Source organism: Geothrix oryzae (assembly GCF_030295385.1).
Taxonomy (GTDB): Bacteria; Acidobacteriota; Holophagae; order Holophagales; family Holophagaceae; genus Geothrix; species Geothrix oryzae.
The window spans coordinates 2,751,297-2,767,788 of the sequence record NZ_AP027079.1; the positions used below are offsets into that span (position 1 = coordinate 2,751,297).

The following is a 16,492-nucleotide window of genomic DNA, read 5'->3' on the forward strand; positions in this document are numbered from 1 at the left end:
CGCTACCAGCGCCAGGGGCCGGCCACCCGGAGGCCCCAGCGGAAGCTCTGCTCGCGATAGGTGTTCGGGTCGGTCACGCTTACCGCGTTCAGGCCCGAGGTGCTGTCGGACCAGCCGAGCAGCAGCGTGACGGGGCTGCGCCCGAGGCCCCAGCTCAGGTTCGCGGCGTAGCCCTTGCCCGTGGTCCAGGCCTGCTGATCCGTCACCTGGCGCCCCCAGCGCCCCTCCACCAACAAGGCGAAGCGGCCGTTCTCGAAGGCCGCGGTGCCCGTGGCGCCATGGAAGAGGTAGTGCCTCGGATTCCAGAAGCCGAGCGGCAGCGTTTCCGAATAGCCCATGCCGCGGCTGGTGAGCCCGGCGGACAGGGTGATGGGCGAGAGGCGCCAGCGGTGCTCGTAGGCACCGCTCCAGGTGGTCCGGCGGTTCCCCGCGGAGACCGAGGCGGTGCCGGCCTGGAGCCGGAGGACATCCGCGAAGCCGGCCAGCGTGAAGGCCAAGTCCGTGCTCTGGATGCCGACCCGCTGAGCCACCGCCTGGGGCGTAAAGACGATCACGCTCCGGCCTTGGGTCAGGTTCACCTCCGCGCCATGCCCCAACCGCCAGAGAAGGCCCAGGCGATGGAACCCGGCGGGATCCCCGCCCAGCCCCGTGAGGCGGCCCAGATCGGCCGAGAGGCGCAGCGGTCCCAGGGGATAGGCCACGGTAGCGGCCGTCTCGTGCGCATCGGATTCCGCGCCGCTCAGTTCCGCGCGGTGCAGGGTGTGGCTCAGGCCGATGCTGCCATCCCCGAGGGGCAGCTTGGCGCGCACGGAGCTGTCCAGCATGCGCAGGGGCTCGCTGGTGAGGGTGCGGGTCTGGCCGATCTCCACCGAGGGGCCGTTCGCCTCGGCGGCGGCCCGGATCAGATCCTCCGCGTCCCGCTGCACGGGGCTGCCCTGCCGGGCCAGCGGCGTCAGCTGCGCCAGTGCCGCCCGCCGGCGGCCTTCCGCCAGCCGGACCTGCCCTTCCAGGAGTTTCCCTTCGGGCGTCTCGCGGGTCTCCTTCGGCAGCTGGTCCACTTCCACCCGGGCCTCCTCGACCCGGCCGCTCCACAGCGACACCTGGGCCAGCCCCAGGCGGGCATCCCCCAGATCGGGATGCTGGGCCACCAGCTGCTGGAAGGCCCCATGGGCCGCCCTCAGACGGCCATCCCAGCTCAGCACGCGGGCCTGCATGAGGAGGGCATCCCGATCCTTCGGGTGCGCGGCGATCCAGGTCGAGGTGCGGGCCAGCGACTCGCGGTAGCGGCCGGCCCAGCTCAGGTACTTGGCGCTGTCGAGGATCGCCCAGCGCTCGCCCTTCTGGGCATAGGGCTCCAGGGTCGTGAGGGCCACCTCGAACTTCCGCCCCCAGCTCGCCATCATGGCCAGGTTCTGGTCCGCTTCCCGCGCCCGCCAGGGCGCGCGCTCCCGGAAGAGGCGCCAGGCCGTCACGCACTCCGGATACCGCTGGGCCCATCCCAGGGTCTGCGCCCGCTCGAAGAGGGCCGTCTCGTGCCAGCCATCCTTGGCCAGCAAGGCGTCGTAGCCCTTGATCGCCTCGTCCCAGTGGCTCTGGTTCCGCGCCTGCCGGGCCTGGGTGAGCAGGCGGCCCATCTCGGCGTCGCTGGGGGTCGGAGCCGCTTGCAGGGTGGCTGGGAACAGAAGGAGGATCATGGCGCGCTCGGTTTGGGTTGGGCCGGAAGGGCGGCGAAGGCATCCCGGACGGCATCGAAGGCCTTCTTCCGGAAAGGATGCCAGCGGGGCTGCTCCCAGGTGGGCCAGGTGAAGAGGGGAGGGATGGGAATGCCGTTCCGGTTCGCGGCAGGCAGGGTTTCGAGAACCTCCGCCGGCCCCTCGGGCCCTTTGCGGCGCGTCCGCACCAGGCTGGCGCGGAATCCGTCGGTGGTCACCGAGCCGTGGTCCTCCATCGACAGCAGGTCCGCCGGATCCTGGAGCACGCGGCGCGAGCTTGGATCGGTGACATGGATCAGCGTCCAGGGGATGCGGACTTCCAGGAACCCGGGGCCGTCCATCCATTCGCCCAGCGAATCGAAGGCGGGGTCGCGGCGGTCCTGGGTCCCCTTGTGCAGGGCCCCGATGTCGTAGCGGCGGGCCTGATAGACCGTCAGGTCCTGCCCCACCCGCAGGCGGTTGGTCTCCGTCTGCATCTGGCGCCAGGGGCCGTCTTCGTGGGCGATGGTGCGGGAAGGGCCCGGGTGGCGGTGGGGCGAGAACTCGTAGGGGGCGTCCACCCAGACGCCGCAGCTTTTCGCGGACAGTTCGAGGGTGAACTCCATTCCCGCACCGTTCCGCACGGGAACGCCGAAGGGGAAGCGGTGGTTGCCCAGGTCCGGCCCCAGGGTGTCCAGCCCCAGCAGGAAGGTGTCGCGGTTCCAGTCGACGGCCCCCTTCCAGAAGAGGCCCACATGGAACCAGCCCTCGTCGGCAAAGAGCTTCATCTCCAGATTCTCGTTCTTGAGGTAGGTGGGGATGTTCTTCCAGTCGTCGGCCCGGCCGTCGATGAGGATGTTCGGCCCCTTGGCCCCAGGATGATGCCCGATCAATCCGTAGTTCTCCTCCGCATCCATGGCGTTGAACCAGAGGGGCTTCCGCTCGGGCGGCAGCTCGAGCGGCGAGACCTGCCAGGTCTTCTTGAACCACTCGTCCATCCAGGCGAAGACGATGCTCCCGGCGTACCCCGTGTCGTAGATGTTCCGGATCAGGCGCTTCATCAGGCGGGCCTGGTCCTTCTCCTCGAGGCCCCCGTGGGTCATGCCCTGGGGCTGCCAGTGGGCCGGCATGCGGGAGGAACTGAGCCCGAACTCGGACACCAGCACCGCGTGCTTCTTGTGGTAGGCCCGGAGCTCCTTGAGATACCCCAGGTAGCTGTTGGGCCCCTCCTCGTCCCGAGCCTTCGCGTATCCGGCGTCGAGGTTGATGAACTCCGGATAGTTCGGATAGACATGGTAGCTCGCGAACAGCCCCCCCCTGAACGCCGGGAGATCCGAGAACTTCTCCATGTCGATGGACACGCTGTCGTCGTCGAAGACTTCGGACTTCACTTCCTCCGTATAGGGCAGGCCGAGTTTCTTCAGGATCCGCTGTTCCTCGAAAAACGAGGTCTCGCTGGGGTGCGTCATGGCGTCGAGCGTGGGCCAGTTGGTGAAGGCCACCGGCCGCTGCACATGGTAGGTGTCGTGTTCGAGCCCGATGAAGGTGTCCAGGGCCTTGGCCATGAAGACTTCCGTCGCGTGGGCCCGGCGCACCTCCACGAACCGGCCCTTCCAGTCGGAATCGCCCGGATGCCGCCGGTTGTAGGCGATGACATTGAAGGGCTCCCATTCGCGGCCCAGGATCGTCCCGATCCACCAGCGGCTCACATCCGCGCGGTAATGGCCCCCGGCGGCCCCCGGCCGGGGCGGGAAGCTGGCGCGGCCGTGCATCAGGTCCACCACGCGCCGCATGTCCTCGCGGTAGGCCGCGAACCAGACGGGATCGCCGAAGTCGTCCCCCGGCGGGGGCTCCACCCAGACGCCGTGCAGCAGGTAGATCGGGTGCGCCGCCTTGAGGTTGTGCTCTCGCAGGGCCTCGTAGAAGGCAGGAGGGTGGATGGTGTAGAGGCGGAGGGCGTTGATCCCGAGCTGCCCCATCTCCGCCAGCCACCCGGCATAGACCTCCTTGCCCGGGAATTCCGTGGGGAACCGCCCCGGCAGGGCCGCGCCCAGGTTCACCCCCTTCAGATACACGGTCTTCCAGCCCGCCCCATCGCGGATCTGGAAGCCGGCCGGAACAGTGCGGAAGGGCACCCGCAGCTCCGCGGGGAGAGGCGGAGGCGGGGGAATCGAGTCTTCCATCGGGGAGACCCGGGCCAGGAGGGTCTGGAAGTCCTCGCGGGCCGGATCGAGGCGCACCGCCTCCTTGGCCAGACGCCGGGCCTCGGCCGTTTTGCCCAGGCGTTCCTGGCACAGCGCCGAGCCATAGGCCGCATCCGCATAGGCGGGCGACAGCGCCAGCGCCCGTTGGAAATGGGCCAGCGCTTCCGGAATGCGCTCCTGGCGCAGGGCCGTGAACCCGGCTCCGACCAGGCCGTCCACATCCTGGGGCGCCTTGGCCAGCACGGCATCGAAGGCCTTCCGGGCCGCCTCCAGGCGATTCTCCCGGAGCAGCCGGTGGCCCTCGGCCGGATCCTGGACGAGACCGGCCAGGGCCAGGCAGATGGGCAGCCAGGTCAGGGTCATGGCGCGTGCTCCTTGAGGGCCGTCTTCCCGCCCTCCAGCAGGGCCTCCAGGCGCTGGACCTCCGCCACGAGCATGCGCCGCTTCCGCGCCAGGGCGCCGAGGTGGCTTTCGCTGTAGCCCATGGTCGACAGGTCTTCCGCGTAGATGGGATCCCGGTAGGCCTCCTCCGGGCCCACCACCTTCCAGCCGTTCGCATCCAGCATCCGGAGCAGGTCTGGCATGACGAGGGCATTCAGGAGGTTGTGGTGGAGGAGGAGCGTGTGGACCGGATCCTTGCCGAGGAGCCGGTCGCCCAGGTCGCGGTAGCCCCGGAGGACCTCGTCCAGGTGCCGCAGGTAGAGGGTCCGGATGGGCGCGATGTCGGCTTCGGGCCGGGCCTGCAGCAGCAGCTGGAGGCGCTCATTGAAGAGCCAGTCGTAGGTCGGGATGCTCACCGGCGCGACGCCGTATCCCAGATCCTTCAGCATGGCCTGGGCGGCTCGCCGTTCCGCCCCCGCCCTTCCCTCGCGCAGGTACGGGAACCGCAGCATGGGCCAGTAGCCGGGAACGCCGCGGATCAGGCGGTCCAGCTGAAGCACCTCTTCCTTGAATCGGGGCAGGCCGACCTCTTCGAGGTTGGGGTGACCGTAGGTGTGATTCCCGATGCGGTGGCCCGCCCGGCCCCAGGCCTCCAGCCACCGGATCCCCTCCGGGCTGTCCCCGCCGCGGATGCCGTTGGCAAAGAGGACCACGCGCACGCCCCTCTCCCGGAAGGCCTCCAGCAGGCGCCGGTTCCGTTCGTCGCCCGAAAGCCGCGGGGTCGAGCTGAGGTTGGGCCCGTCGTCCAAGGTGATGGACAGCGACTGGCCAGTCAGGACCGCGCAGCAGAAACCCCAGGCGACCGCCCGGATGAGGGCCCGGATGAGAGACGGGAAGCTCATGGATGCGCGGCTCCGTCCCACGGGCGGGCGCAGTCCTGGACGGGGGCGTGGAATCCTCGTGTCATGGGGGAACCGGGTGCTCCTAATCCATGGAAATCGTCAGGTTTGATTCATACCTTGCTAGACTTTTTTCATGAGCCGACGCTGGCCCGAACATACCACGGTCCTGGTGGTCGAAGATGACCTCACGACCGCCCGGATCATTCAGGCCCGCCTGGAGATGGAGGGGCTGAAGGTGTTCGTGGCCCTCCATGGCGTGGAGGGCCTCGAGATCCTGAACCGCGAAGCCATCGACCTCATCACCACCGACCTCATGATGCCGTCCATGAATGGCTTCCGGCTGGTCCAGGAAATCCGCGACCTCCCGCCCCCCAAGGGGCGCATCCCCATCCTGCTCATCTCCAGCAACCAGAATGAGCAGGACATGGTCCGCTGCCTGGCGGCCGGGGCCGACGACTACATGATCAAGCCGATCTCCGTGCAGGTGCTCATGGAGCGGCTGTGGCGGCTCTTCGAACGCTCCCGCCGGGCGGGGTGATCCATCCTTCCCCTGTCCCAGGACCTCTTCCTTCCCGCGCTGCATGCGGCCACCGTCATCCTGGTGGCCCTGGTCTCCGGCCTGGTGCTGGTCGGGGCCATTCTGCAGGTGCGCCGGGACCGCCAGAACCGCCATCGCATCGCCTGCTACCAGGCCTGGGAAGTCCAGCTGACGGACTACCTCTTCAAGGGCGGCTACGAGCGCGGCTCCTTCGGGCCCATCCCGCACGCCGACCGTTGGCTCTTCCGGAATTTCCTGGCCCGCTACCAATCCACGCTGGCCGGGCAGGAATCCGAGGTCCTCCGCCAGCTCTACCTGGGCCTGGACATCCACCTCTCCCTCCCCCGCCGCCTCCGGAGCCGGGACCCCCGGGTCCGGGCCATGGCCGCCCAGGAGATCGGCGCCTTCCGGCTGGACGAACTCACCGAGACCCCGCCCCCGCCCGTCGCCGACCGGCCCTGGCGCTGGAATCCGGGCCTCCGCATCGAGGGCTACCTCAACCTGGTCCTGCCCCTCCTGGACGATCCCGTCCCCTATGTGGCGCATGTGGCGGCCCGGACCCTCACCCACAGCCAGGACCTGCGTTTCGCCAGCCCCGTCCTGGCCTGGGTCATGCGCGAGGAGGTCTACCAGCGCGAGCGCCTGCTGCGGGTCCTGGAGGGCTTCGGCCCCGGCCTGCTGCCCTGGATGAAGGACCACCTCGAGTCCCCGGATCAGAACCCGGAACCCTGGATCCTCTTCGCGCTGCTGGTCGGCTCCCACCGGCACCGGGACTCCCAACCCCGCCTGCTCTGGCTGCTGGAGGTCCCGCATGTGAACCTCCGGGTCTCGGTCCTGAAGTCGCTCATCATCCTCGCGGACCCGACCATCTACCCCAAGGTGCTGCCTTTTGCCTCCAGCCCCGTCTGGGAGATCCGCACGCAGGCGGCCCGGGCCCTGGGCGTGCTCGGGGGACCCTCCGCCATTCCGGCCCTCCTCCCCCTGCTGGCCGATCGCGTGTTCGAAGTGCGCCGGAACGCGGCCCAGAGCCTCGTGGATCTCGGCCGGGCCGGTGTCTCGGCCCTGACCTGGATCGCCGAGGATGCCTCGGCGGACCGCTTCGCCCGGGACATCGCCCGCGAGCGGCTCGAGTGGGCGGATGAACGGGGTCACCTGTGAGCTTCCGCGTATTCGTCACCGCCTTCGCCCAGTGGGGCATCCTCGCCTACTTCCTGGCCATGAACCTCACGCACCTGGGGCTGATCCTCCGGGCCTTCTTCTCCATCCGACGGCACCTGGACGAGGCCGAAACCGACCGCCTCGACACGGCCTTCGAGTCCAGCCACTTCAAGCCCATGTCCTTGATCTGCCCGGCCTACAACGAAGAGGCCGGCGTGGTGGCGAGCATCAACAGCCTGGTCAGCCTCCGCTACCCGGAGTTCCAGGTGGTGGTGGTGAACGACGGGAGCACGGACGCCACCCTCCAGCGGCTCATCACCGCCTTCAAGCTCCAGCCCAGCCACCGTGTGATCCGCCAGCTGCTCCCCACCCAGGAGGTGCTCGGCGTCTATGAAAGCGCCTATGTGCCCAACCTGGTGGTGGTGGACAAGGCGAACGGCGGCAAGGCGGACGCTTTGAACTGCGGCGTGAACCTGGCCCGGTATCCCCTGGTGTGCTGCATGGACGGGGACAGCCTCCTGGAGAACGATGCCCTGCTCCGCATCGCGCGGCCCTTCATGGACCGGCCGGACCTGATCGCTTCCGGCGGCGTGGTCCGGCCCGTGAACGGCTGCAAGGTCACGCCCATGGGCATCCGCGGCATCTACCTCCCGGACTCCTGGCTGGCCCGGTTCCAGATCGTGGAGTATCTGAGAGCCTTCCTCTTCGCCCGGGTGGGGCTGGCTTCGCTGGACTCCCTGTTCATCGTCAGCGGCGCCTTCGGCGTCTTCCGGAAGGACCTGGTCGTGGCCGCAGGCGGGTTCGACACGGCCACCATCGGCGAGGACTTCGAGCTGGTCGTGCGCCTCCACCGCTGCCTGCGGGACTGGAAGCGCCCCCACCACATCGCCCTGGTGCCGGATCCCGTGTGCTGGACCGAAGTCCCCGAACATTTCAGGGAGCTGGGACGCCAGCGCAACCGCTGGCAGCGGGGCATGCTCGAGACCATCTGGCGGCACCGGCGCATGTGCTTCAACCCGAAGTACGGGCGCATCGGGATCTTCTCCATGCCCTATTTCCTCGTCTTCGAGGCCCTGGCCCCGATCATCGAGGTCGCCGGCTACCTCGTGTTCGCCGGGTCCCTCTGGACCCACTCGGTGGGTGGCACCTTCGCCCTCCTGTTCTTCTATGTCGCCCTCCTGCTCGGCGTGCTGAACTCCGTGGTGTCCGTGGTCCTCCACGAAATCAGCAGCCACCGCTACCAGGGCCTCAAGGCCTGGAGCATCCTATTGCTCCTCGCCGTGGCCGAGAACTTCGGCTACCGCCAGCTGACCCTCTGGTGGCGGCTGCGGGGTACCCTCGACTGGATCCGCGGGAAGGACCAATGGGGGCACCTGAAGCGCCTGGGGCTCACCACACACCCGGCCCCGAAGCCCCCCGAAGCTTGACGGTCGCCATCCCCGCAGCGCATGCTGTCCCCTCGATCTTTGGCAGTCCGATAGCGCTATCCAGAAAGGTGGAGGGAAAGGCCCTGTGAAACCTTGGCAACCTGCGAAAGCAAGGTGCCAACTCCTGCCTCCGGCGTCGCCGGGGGGAAGATACCGAACCGTCCCGACTGACCCGAGACCTCCTGGATGCCGATCAACGGACTGCCCTCCCAGGCGCAGCCATGACCCATCCCACCTTCCAGCAGGCCCTCGACGCGGGCGAATGCTTCCTCTTCGACGGCAGCACCGCCACGGCCCTGCACGACCGCGGGATCACGCTCCAGCGCAGCTTCGAGGAATGCAACCTCAAGGCGCCGGATCTGCTGCTGGCCATCCACGGGGAGTTCCTCGCGGCGGGCGCCCAGGTGCTCACCACCAACACCTGGGGCGCCGGACGCCTGAAGCTCGCGGCCCGGGGCCTCGAGGGGCAGATGGATGCCATCAACCGCGAGGGCATGGCCCTCGCGAAACAGGCCATCACCCAGCAGGGCGCCCGCGCCTGGGTGGCCGGCTGCATCGGTCCGCTGGGGGTGCGCATCGAGCCCTGGGGGCCCACCTCCTTCGACGAGGCCCGCGCCCTGTTCCGCGAACAGGCCACGCCCCTGATCGAGGCCGGGGCCGACCTGATCGTCCTCGAAGCCTTCGAGGACCTCAATGAGATCCACCAGGCCATCCTCGCCGTGCAGGAGCTCGGCGACCTCCCCATCGCCGCGCTGATGACCACCAATGACGAGGGTCAGGCCCTCTTCGGGGCCGAACCGGACTGGTTCATCAAGCAGCTGGACACCTGGGGGGCTCATTTGGTGGGCCTCATCGGCGGCAACGGGCCGGCCCCCCACCTGCGCCTGCTCGAACGCCTGAAGGCCGTCACCGCCAAGCCCATCGTCCTCCAGCCGAACCCCGGCCTGCCCCATCTGGTGGATGGCCGCCTCATCTATGGCGCCAGCCCCGAGTACCTGGGCGGGTTCGCCGCCCGGGCCCTCGCCGCCGGCGCCCGGGGCGTGGGCGGGTGCAGCGGCACCACCCCTGCCCACATCCGCGCCATGCGCGGGGCCTTCCGCCAGGAGCGGGCCTTCGTCCAGGCCGGCGGCGGCTTCGAGCTGAAGCCCCACGAGCAGCCCCAGCCCGAGGTGCCCTTCGCCTACCGCAGCCGCTTCAGCCTCAAGCTGGCCCAGGGCGAGTTCACCTACACCGTGGAGCTGGTGCCCCCCAAGGGGATGGAGTACGACAAGCTCGTGGCCAAGACCCGCCAATGCCGGGCCCTGGGCGTGGACGCCATCAATGTGCCGGACGGCCCCCGCGCCATGGCCCGCATGTCCGCCCTGGCCACGGCCCTCATCATCGAGCAGCAGGTGGGGCTCGAGACCATCCTCCACTACGCCTGCCGCGACCGGAACCTGCTCGGCATGCAGAGCGATCTTCTGGGCGCCGCGGGACTCGGCCTGCGCAACATCCTGGCCGTCACCGGCGATCCGCCGAAGCTGGGGCCCTACCCCCAGGCCACCGCCGTCTTCGATGTGGACGCCATCGGCCTCGTGAACATGCTCAAGCGCCTGAACACAGGGCTCGATCTCGGCGGCGCCGGCATCGGCAAGCCCACCTCGTTCAGCGTGGGGGTGGGGGCCAACCCCGTGGCGGCGGACCTGGACCGCGAGAAGGCCCGCTTCCGCTACAAGGTGGAGGCCGGCGCCCAGTGGGCCATCACCCAGCCCGTCTTCGACGCCGACACCCTGTTCCGCTTCCTCGACTTCACCGAGGCCCTCGACGGCAAGGGCGGCGTGCCGATCATCGCGGGCATCTGGCCCCTCAAGAGCCTGCGCAACGCCGAGTTCATGGCCAACGAGGTGCCCGGCGCCTTCGTGCCGCCCTCCGTGCTCACCCGCATGGCGAAGTGGACCCGCGCCGAGGATCAGGTCAAAGAGGGCCTCGCCATCGCCCAGGAAGTCATCGAGATCATCCGTCCCCGCGTCCGGGGCCTCCAGCTCAGCGCCCCCTTCGGCCAGGTCGAGCTCGTGGCGCCGCTCCTGCCCAAGCGGGAGGACGCATGAAGGGACTGATAAAAATAGTCACCACAGAGAACACAGAGGAAAGACAGAGATCGTTCTTCTCTGTGCTCTCTGCGTCCTCTGTGGTTAACCATCTTTTTCAGGATCCGACATGCCCGTGAAGGTCCATTTCCTGCTAGAGGATCTGCTGGTCGAAGCGCCAGAGGGTACGCCCCTGCAGGCGATCGCGGATGCGGCGGGCGCCGACATCACCTTCGGCTGCCGCACGGGCTCCTGCGGCACCTGCCGGGTGCGCATCGCGGGGGGGCTCGACCACTGCGGCGAGCCGGGCTCCGAGGAACGGGACTTCCTGAAGGGCCTGGACGCCCCCGGCGACCAGCGTCTCGCCTGCCAGGTGGTCGTCACCGGTGATGTGGACATCGAGTATTTGGGGCTTTGACATGACGACCCTCGAGACGATCCTGCGCGACAAGGTGCTGCTGCTGGACGGCGGCATGGGCACCCAGATCTTCGCCCGCAAGCCCACGGCGGACGACTATGGCAGCGCGGCCCTGGAAGGCTGCGTGGACCTGCTCACCGAACGCCGGCCCCAGTGGATCCGGGAGATCCACGAAAGCTACTTCCGCGCGGGCGCCGACGCCGTGGAGACCAACACCTTCGGCGCCAACCCGCTGGTGCTGGGCGATTTCGGACTGTCGGACCGGGCCTACGCCCTCAATGTGCAGGCCGCATCCATCGCCAAGGAGGTGGCCCGCAGCTTCGACCGGCCCCGCTTCGTCATCGGCTCCGTGGGCCCCGGCACCAAGCTCATCACGCTCGGCCATGTGGGGTACCGCGAGCTGCTCGCCTCCTACCGCGTGCAGATGGACGGCCTGCTGGACGGCGGCGCCGACGCCATCCTCATCGAGACCTGTCAGGACCTGGGGCAGATCAAGGTGGCCGTCCGCGCCGCCCGCGAGGCCATGGCCGCCAAGAAGCGGAAGGTCCCCCTCTGGGTGCAGGCCACGGTGGAGACCACGGGCACCCTCCTGGTGGGTTCGGACATCTCCGCCGTGCTCACCAGCGTGGAGCCCCTCGGCATCGATGTGCTCGGGCTCAACTGCGCCACGGGACCCGACGAGATGCACTCGCACCTCCAGACCCTGTCGGAAGCCAGCCCCTTCTCCATCAGCTGCCTGCCCAACGCCGGCCTCCCGGAGAATGTGGGGGGGCAGGTGGTCTACCCCCTGGATCCCGCGGCCTTCGCGCCGAAGGTCCTGCACGCGGCCTCGGAATTCGGCCTGGCCATCGTCGGCGGATGCTGCGGCACCACGCCCGACCACATCCGGGCCCTGGCCCCGGGTGTGGAAAAGCTGAATGTGCCGCGGCGCGCGCCGAAGCTGGAGCGCAGCGCCGCCAGCCTCTATCAGAGCGTGACGCTCCGGCAGGAACCCGCGCCTCTGATCGTGGGCGAGCGGACCAACGCGAACGGCTCGAAGAAGTTCCGCGACCTGCTGGCGGCCGAGGACTGGGACGGCATGATCACCCTCGCCAAGGAGCAGCAGCGGGAAGGCGCCCACCTGCTGGATCTCTGCGTGGCCTATGTGGGCCGGGACGAGGTGCGCGATGCCGACGAGCTGCTGAGCCGCCTCGTCTCCCAGATCACCCTGCCCCTCGTCATCGACAGCACGGAGGTGCCCGTCATCGAGCGGGCCCTGCAGCGGTCCCCCGGCAAGTGCGTGGTGAACTCCATCAACTTCGAGGATGGGGACGCCAAGGCCCGCAAGATCCTGGACCTCTGCAAGACCTACGGCGCCGCCGTGGTGGCCCTCACCATCGATGAGCGCGGCATGGCCAAGACCCGCGAGCAGAAGCTGGCCGTGGCGAAGCGTCTCCACGCCCTGGCCGTGGGCGAGTTTGGCCTCGACCCCGGCGACCTCATCATCGACCCGCTGACCTTCACCCTGGGCAGCGGCGACGAGGAGTTCCGAGGTTCCGCGGTGGAGACCCTGGAGGCCCTGAAGCTCATCAAGGCCGAGCTGCCCGGCGTGATGACCATCCTCGGCGTGAGCAATGTCAGTTTCGGCCTGAATCCAGCCTCCCGCCATGTGCTCAACGCCCTCATGCTCTATCACGGCGTGAAGTTCGGCCTCGACATGGCCATCTTCAACGCCTCGAAGGTGATCCCCGTGGCGAAGATCGATCCCGAGGACCGCCGCATGATCGAGGACCTCATCTTCGACCGCCGCACGGAAGGCTACGATCCCCTCAAGGCGGTCCTGGCCCGGTTCAGCGACCGCAAGGCCGTCGCGGCGGAGGACCACCGCGAGGATCTCCCGGTGCTGGAGCGGCTGCACCGCGGCATCCTCGACGGCGAGAAGCAGGCCATCCTCGCGGATGTGGACGAGGCCCTGAAGGACCACGATCCGCTCATCCTCATCAACGAGGTGCTGCTGGGGGCCATGAAGGTGGTGGGCGAGCGCTTCGGCGCCGGGGAGATGCAGCTCCCCTTCGTGCTGGAAAGCGCCGAAGCCATGAAGGAGGCCATCAAGCGCATCGAGCCCCATCTGCCCAGGGAATCGAACTACCAGAAGGGCCGCATCCTGCTGGCCACCGTGAAGGGCGATGTCCACGACATCGGCAAGAACCTGGTGGACATCATCCTCAGCAACAACGGCTTCGAGGTGAAAAACCTGGGCATCAAACAGCCCATCGAAGCCATTCTCAAGGAGCTCGAAGCCTGGCCCGCCGATGCTGTCGGGCTGTCGGGCCTGCTGGTGAAATCCACCGTCATCATGAAGGAGAACCTGCACTTCATGGAGGAGCAGGGGCTGAAGGTGCCCGTGATCCTGGGCGGGGCGGCCCTCACCCGGGACTATGTCGAGGGCGACTGCCGGCGCTCGTATGCGGGCCCGGTCTTCTACGCCGAGGACGCCTTCGAGGGTCTGCGGCACATGCAGGCTCTGGTGGCGGGGGAGGCCGGCGTTCCAGCACCTGCGCCATCCGCCTCCGCGGCGGGCGACATCAAGATCCTGAAGCGGGGTGGCGCGGCCGTGCCGCTGACTCCGCTCCAACAGAGCAGCTGGGTGCGGCACGATGCGCCGACACCGGAACCCCCGTTCTGGGGCGTGCGAGAGCTCGCAGATGCGCCGGTGGACCTGTTCGAGCACCTCGACGCCTTCGCTCTGATCCGCAACCGCTGGGGCTTCAGCCAGGGCAGCCAGACCGACGAGGCCTTCGCCGCCGTGCTGCGCGACAAGGCCGTGCCCCAGCTGGTGCGCTGGAAGGAGCGGCTGGCCGCGGACCCGCTTTTCCACCCGAAGGCCCGCTACGGCTATTTCCCGGTGCGTGCCGAGGGGGATGCGCTGCGGGTGCTCGATCCGGTCGCCCCTGCCCGGACGCTCGCGGTGCTCGCCTTCCCGCGCCAGGGCACGGGAAGAAGGCTCTGCATCGCGGACTTCTTCCGCGCCGACCGGACCGATGTGCTGGCCCTCCAGCTCGTCACACTGGGCCAGGCCGCCGCGGATCACGCGGCCAAGCTCTACCGGGAAGACGGCTACGCGGACTACTTCGCCTTCCACGGCCTGGCTACGGAGCTGACGGAAGCCTATGCGGAGCGCATCCACGCCCGCATCCGCCGGGAGCTGGGCATCGCGGCCAAAGACCTGCCGGGCCGCGCCCTCTTCGCCCAGGGCTACCAGGGCTCCCGCTATTCCTACGGCTATCCGGCCTGCCCGGACCTGGAGGGCAACGGGCCCATCCTGGACCTCCTGCGCGGCCAGGAGATCGGCGTCCACCTCTCCGACAGCCACCAGATGGACCCCGAATACAGCACCAGCGCCCTGGTGGCCTGGCATCCCCAGGCGCGGTACTTTTCGGCGTAGGCGAAAGCTCCGAGCGCTCTTACTGAGCGCGGGCCTTGTCCATGACCTTCTGGCGGAGCTCCCGGAACTCCACCTCGGTGATGAGCCCATCTTTCTTCAGCTTCTCCAGCTTTTCCAGCTCGACGCGCAGGTCGAACGCCGGCCCGGCAGGGGTGGCCGGCTGCTTCTGGGTAGCTGCTTCCCGTGCCTCCGGGTTCGCCTTGGCGCGGGCCTCCGAAGAACGCCAGGAAGACCGTCCGGCCTTCAGATCCTCAAGCGTTCCAAAGGCGTCCACCCGACCGTTCACGAAACGGATGTACTGGGTGCGGCTGTTGATCTTGATGGCCCCGTACCGATCGTAGGCTTCGTACTCATGCACTTCGGTGTCGTTGGTGGCCGTCGTTCGGGTTGGATTCCCCACCCGCTCGATCACCTCCTTCTTGGTCATCCCCACCCTGAGCTTGGACACATCCAGATCCGGCTTGGTGCAGCCCATGGACACAACGGCGGGAATCCCGATCATCAGGGCGGCAAGGTGTCGTTGCATGGCACGGCTCCAATCAGGGCAGGTCATCCGCCCCGGGAGGCGGCACCTGGTAAGAGCAGTGTGCCAGAGGCTGCCGTCCCGGAAGAGGCGCCCCGTTCCGATCCCGGCTGGCCCCAGCCCTTCCCTTTTTCAATGAAGGCTGCGATGGCCCTTGCCAGGAGGCTCCCGCGGCGCTACCTTTTTTGACCGGCCCTTCGGGGCCGTTCTCTTACGAGATCCTTGTCAGTTCCATAGCGAGTTATCCAGAAAGGTGGAGGGACGGGCCCTGTGAAACCTTGGCAACCTGCGAAAGCAAGGTGCCAATTCCTGCCGCGATTGAGCAATCAACCGCGGAGAGATGTCGAGCTGTGTCGAGCTGACGCAATCATCGAAGGGGCCCGAGAAATCGGGCCCCTTTTGCTTTTCCTGGACTTGCTTGGACAGACGGGGCCTCGGCCTTCTCACCATTCCTTTTCCAGGAGACGCCATGAGCGCCACCCCCGCCGTCCGCTTCGAAACGATCGCCCTCCACGGGGGCCACAGCCCGGACTCGGATACGAAGAGCCGGGCCGTGCCCATCTACCAGACCACCAGCTATGTGTTCGACAGCACCGAACATGGCGCCCAGCTCTTCAACCTGGAGGTGCCGGGGAACATCTACACCCGGATCATGAACCCCACCACGGCCGTGCTGGAGCAGCGCGTGGCGCAGCTGGAAGGCGGCATCGGCGCCCTGGCCACGGCCTCGGGCCAGGCGGCCATCACCCTCGCGCTCACCACCCTGCTGCGGGGCGGTGATCATGTGGTCGCCGGGAACAACCTCTACGGTGGCACCTACAACCTGCTGCACCACACCCTGCCCCGCACGGGCATCACCACCACCTTCGTGGATTCGACGAAGCCCGAGGCCTTCCGCGCCGCCCTCCGGCCCGAGACCCGCGCCATCTACATCGAGGCCGTGGGCAACCCCAAGCTGGATGTGCCCGAGTTCGAGGCCATCGCCGCCATCGCCCACGGGGCCGGCATCCCGCTCATCGTGGACAACACCCTGCCCAGCCCCTACCTGCTGAACCCGTTCAAGTACGGGGCAGACATCGTCGTGCACAGCGCCACCAAATACCTGGGCGGTCACGGCACCTCCGTGGCGGGCCTCATCGTCGATGGCGGCACCTTCGACTGGAAGGGCGGCAAGTTCCCCGAGTTCACCGAGCCCTTCGCCGCCTACCACGGCGCCGTGCTGGCGGACCTGGCGGGCCCCGCGGCCTTCATCACCAAGGCCCGCATCGAAGGCCTCCGCGACACCGGCGCCGCCCTGAGCCCCTTCAACGCCTTCCTCATCCTCCAGGGCATCGAGACCCTGCCCCTGCGCCTGCAACGCCACGGCGAGAACGCCCTGGCCCTGGCCCAGTGGCTTTCGACGCACCCCAAGGTGGCCTGGGTGAACTACCCCGGGCTGCCCGGCAACGGGAACCACGCTTCGGCGGCCCGCTATTTCCGCCAGGGCGCAGGCTTCGGCGGCATCCTGACCTTCGGCGTGAAGGGTGGGCTGAAGGCCGGCGGGGCCGTCATCGACGCCGTGCAGCTCTTCTCCCGCCTGGCCAACCTGGGCGATGCCAAGAGCCTCATCATTCACCCCGCCAGCACCACCCACCAGCAGCTCTCGACCGAGGAGCGGGCGGCCACGGGCGTCACCGACGATCTGATCCGCCTGTCCGTGGGCCTCGAACACATCGACGACCTCATCGGGGACCTGGATCAGGCTCTCGCGAAAGCCTAGC

The 16,492-nt window shown here is 68.3% G+C and carries 11 protein-coding genes and 2 riboswitches; of the genes, 7 read left to right on the forward strand and 4 right to left on the reverse strand.

The window, feature by feature from the left end:
* Window positions 1–2: 2 nt before the first annotated feature.
* The 3 genes from QUD34_RS12645 to QUD34_RS12655 are packed head-to-tail and all read right to left on the reverse strand — an operon-like array spanning window position 3 to window position 5,178.
* Window positions 3–1,694, reverse strand: coding sequence for a tetratricopeptide repeat protein (locus QUD34_RS12645; RefSeq protein WP_286354068.1), 1,692 nt, complete (start codon window positions 1,692–1,694; stop codon window positions 3–5).
* Complete coding sequence (locus QUD34_RS12650; protein WP_286354069.1) at window positions 1,691–4,258, reverse strand: tetratricopeptide repeat protein; 2,568 nt, start codon at window positions 4,256–4,258, stop codon at window positions 1,691–1,693. The genes QUD34_RS12645 and QUD34_RS12650 overlap by 4 nt, the downstream gene beginning before the upstream one ends.
* The gene (locus tag QUD34_RS12655; RefSeq protein WP_286354070.1) at window positions 4,255–5,178 is read right to left on the reverse strand and encodes a polysaccharide deacetylase family protein; all 924 of its coding nucleotides are present in this window, start codon (window positions 5,176–5,178) and stop codon (window positions 4,255–4,257) included. The genes QUD34_RS12650 and QUD34_RS12655 overlap by 4 nt, the downstream gene beginning before the upstream one ends.
* A 133-nt stretch (window positions 5,179–5,311) precedes the next feature.
* Between QUD34_RS12655 and QUD34_RS12660 the strand changes: the two genes are divergently transcribed.
* The 6 genes from QUD34_RS12660 (at window position 5,312) to metH (ending at window position 14,209) form a co-directional block, all read left to right on the forward strand.
* Window positions 5,312–5,716 carry a response regulator transcription factor gene (locus tag QUD34_RS12660; protein WP_286354071.1) on the forward strand — a complete coding sequence of 135 codons (405 nt, stop codon included), beginning with the start codon at window positions 5,312–5,314 and terminating at the stop codon, window positions 5,714–5,716.
* A gap of 63 nt (window positions 5,717–5,779) precedes the next feature.
* On the forward strand, window positions 5,780–6,874 hold the full coding sequence (locus QUD34_RS12665; protein ID WP_286354072.1) for a HEAT repeat domain-containing protein: 1,095 nt from the start codon (window positions 5,780–5,782) through the stop codon (window positions 6,872–6,874).
* Window positions 6,871–8,301, forward strand: a complete 1,431-nt coding sequence (locus QUD34_RS12670) for a glycosyltransferase family 2 protein (protein ID WP_286354073.1) — start codon at window positions 6,871–6,873, stop codon at window positions 8,299–8,301. Before QUD34_RS12665 ends, QUD34_RS12670 begins: the two co-directional genes overlap by 4 nt.
* A 53-nt stretch (window positions 8,302–8,354) precedes the next feature.
* A riboswitch (SAM riboswitch) is annotated at window positions 8,355–8,458 on the forward strand.
* 64 nt (window positions 8,459–8,522) lie between these two features.
* Entirely contained in the window at window positions 8,523–10,388 is a 1,866-nt protein-coding gene (locus QUD34_RS12675) for a bifunctional homocysteine S-methyltransferase/methylenetetrahydrofolate reductase (protein WP_286354074.1), read from the forward strand.
* A gap of 109 nt (window positions 10,389–10,497) precedes the next feature.
* Window positions 10,498–10,785 (forward strand): 2Fe-2S iron-sulfur cluster-binding protein, encoded by a 288-nt coding sequence (locus QUD34_RS12680; RefSeq protein WP_286354075.1) that lies wholly within the window; start codon window positions 10,498–10,500, stop codon window positions 10,783–10,785.
* Window position 10,786: 1 nt separating this feature from the next.
* Window positions 10,787–14,209 carry a methionine synthase gene (metH, locus tag QUD34_RS12685; protein WP_286354076.1) on the forward strand — a complete coding sequence of 1,141 codons (3,423 nt, stop codon included), beginning with the start codon at window positions 10,787–10,789 and terminating at the stop codon, window positions 14,207–14,209.
* A 19-nt stretch (window positions 14,210–14,228) separates the two neighbouring features.
* Here metH and bamE read toward each other — a convergent pair whose 3' ends face one another.
* Window positions 14,229–14,735, reverse strand: coding sequence for an outer membrane protein assembly factor BamE domain-containing protein (gene bamE, locus QUD34_RS12690; RefSeq protein WP_286354077.1), 507 nt, complete (start codon window positions 14,733–14,735; stop codon window positions 14,229–14,231).
* Between the two features lie 235 nt (window positions 14,736–14,970).
* Window positions 14,971–15,079, forward strand: a riboswitch (SAM riboswitch).
* Between the two features lie 122 nt (window positions 15,080–15,201).
* On the opposite strand from bamE, the gene QUD34_RS12695 reads away from it, so the two are divergent.
* Window positions 15,202–16,491 (forward strand): O-acetylhomoserine aminocarboxypropyltransferase/cysteine synthase family protein, encoded by a 1,290-nt coding sequence (locus QUD34_RS12695; protein WP_286354078.1) that lies wholly within the window; start codon window positions 15,202–15,204, stop codon window positions 16,489–16,491.
* Window position 16,492 lies beyond the last annotated feature (1 nt).

What these genes read in the sequence shown, in the direction of transcription:
- QUD34_RS12645 (WP_286354068.1), bottom strand. Translation starts at nt 1,694, where the DNA reads ATGATCCTCCTTCTGTTCCCAGCCACCCTGCAAGCGGCTCCGACCCCC.
- QUD34_RS12650 (WP_286354069.1), bottom strand. Translation starts at nt 4,258, where the DNA reads ATGACCCTGACCTGGCTGCCCATCTGCCTGGCCCTGGCCGGTCTCGTC.
- QUD34_RS12655 (WP_286354070.1), bottom strand. Translation starts at nt 5,178, where the DNA reads ATGAGCTTCCCGTCTCTCATCCGGGCCCTCATCCGGGCGGTCGCCTGG.
- QUD34_RS12660 (WP_286354071.1), top strand. Translation starts at nt 5,312, where the DNA reads ATGAGCCGACGCTGGCCCGAACATACCACGGTCCTGGTGGTCGAAGAT.
- QUD34_RS12675 (WP_286354074.1), top strand. Translation starts at nt 8,523, where the DNA reads ATGACCCATCCCACCTTCCAGCAGGCCCTCGACGCGGGCGAATGCTTC.
- QUD34_RS12680 (WP_286354075.1), top strand. Translation starts at nt 10,498, where the DNA reads ATGCCCGTGAAGGTCCATTTCCTGCTAGAGGATCTGCTGGTCGAAGCG.
- metH (WP_286354076.1), top strand. Translation starts at nt 10,787, where the DNA reads ATGACGACCCTCGAGACGATCCTGCGCGACAAGGTGCTGCTGCTGGAC.
- bamE (WP_286354077.1), bottom strand. Translation starts at nt 14,735, where the DNA reads ATGCAACGACACCTTGCCGCCCTGATGATCGGGATTCCCGCCGTTGTG.
- QUD34_RS12695 (WP_286354078.1), top strand. Translation starts at nt 15,202, where the DNA reads ATGAGCGCCACCCCCGCCGTCCGCTTCGAAACGATCGCCCTCCACGGG.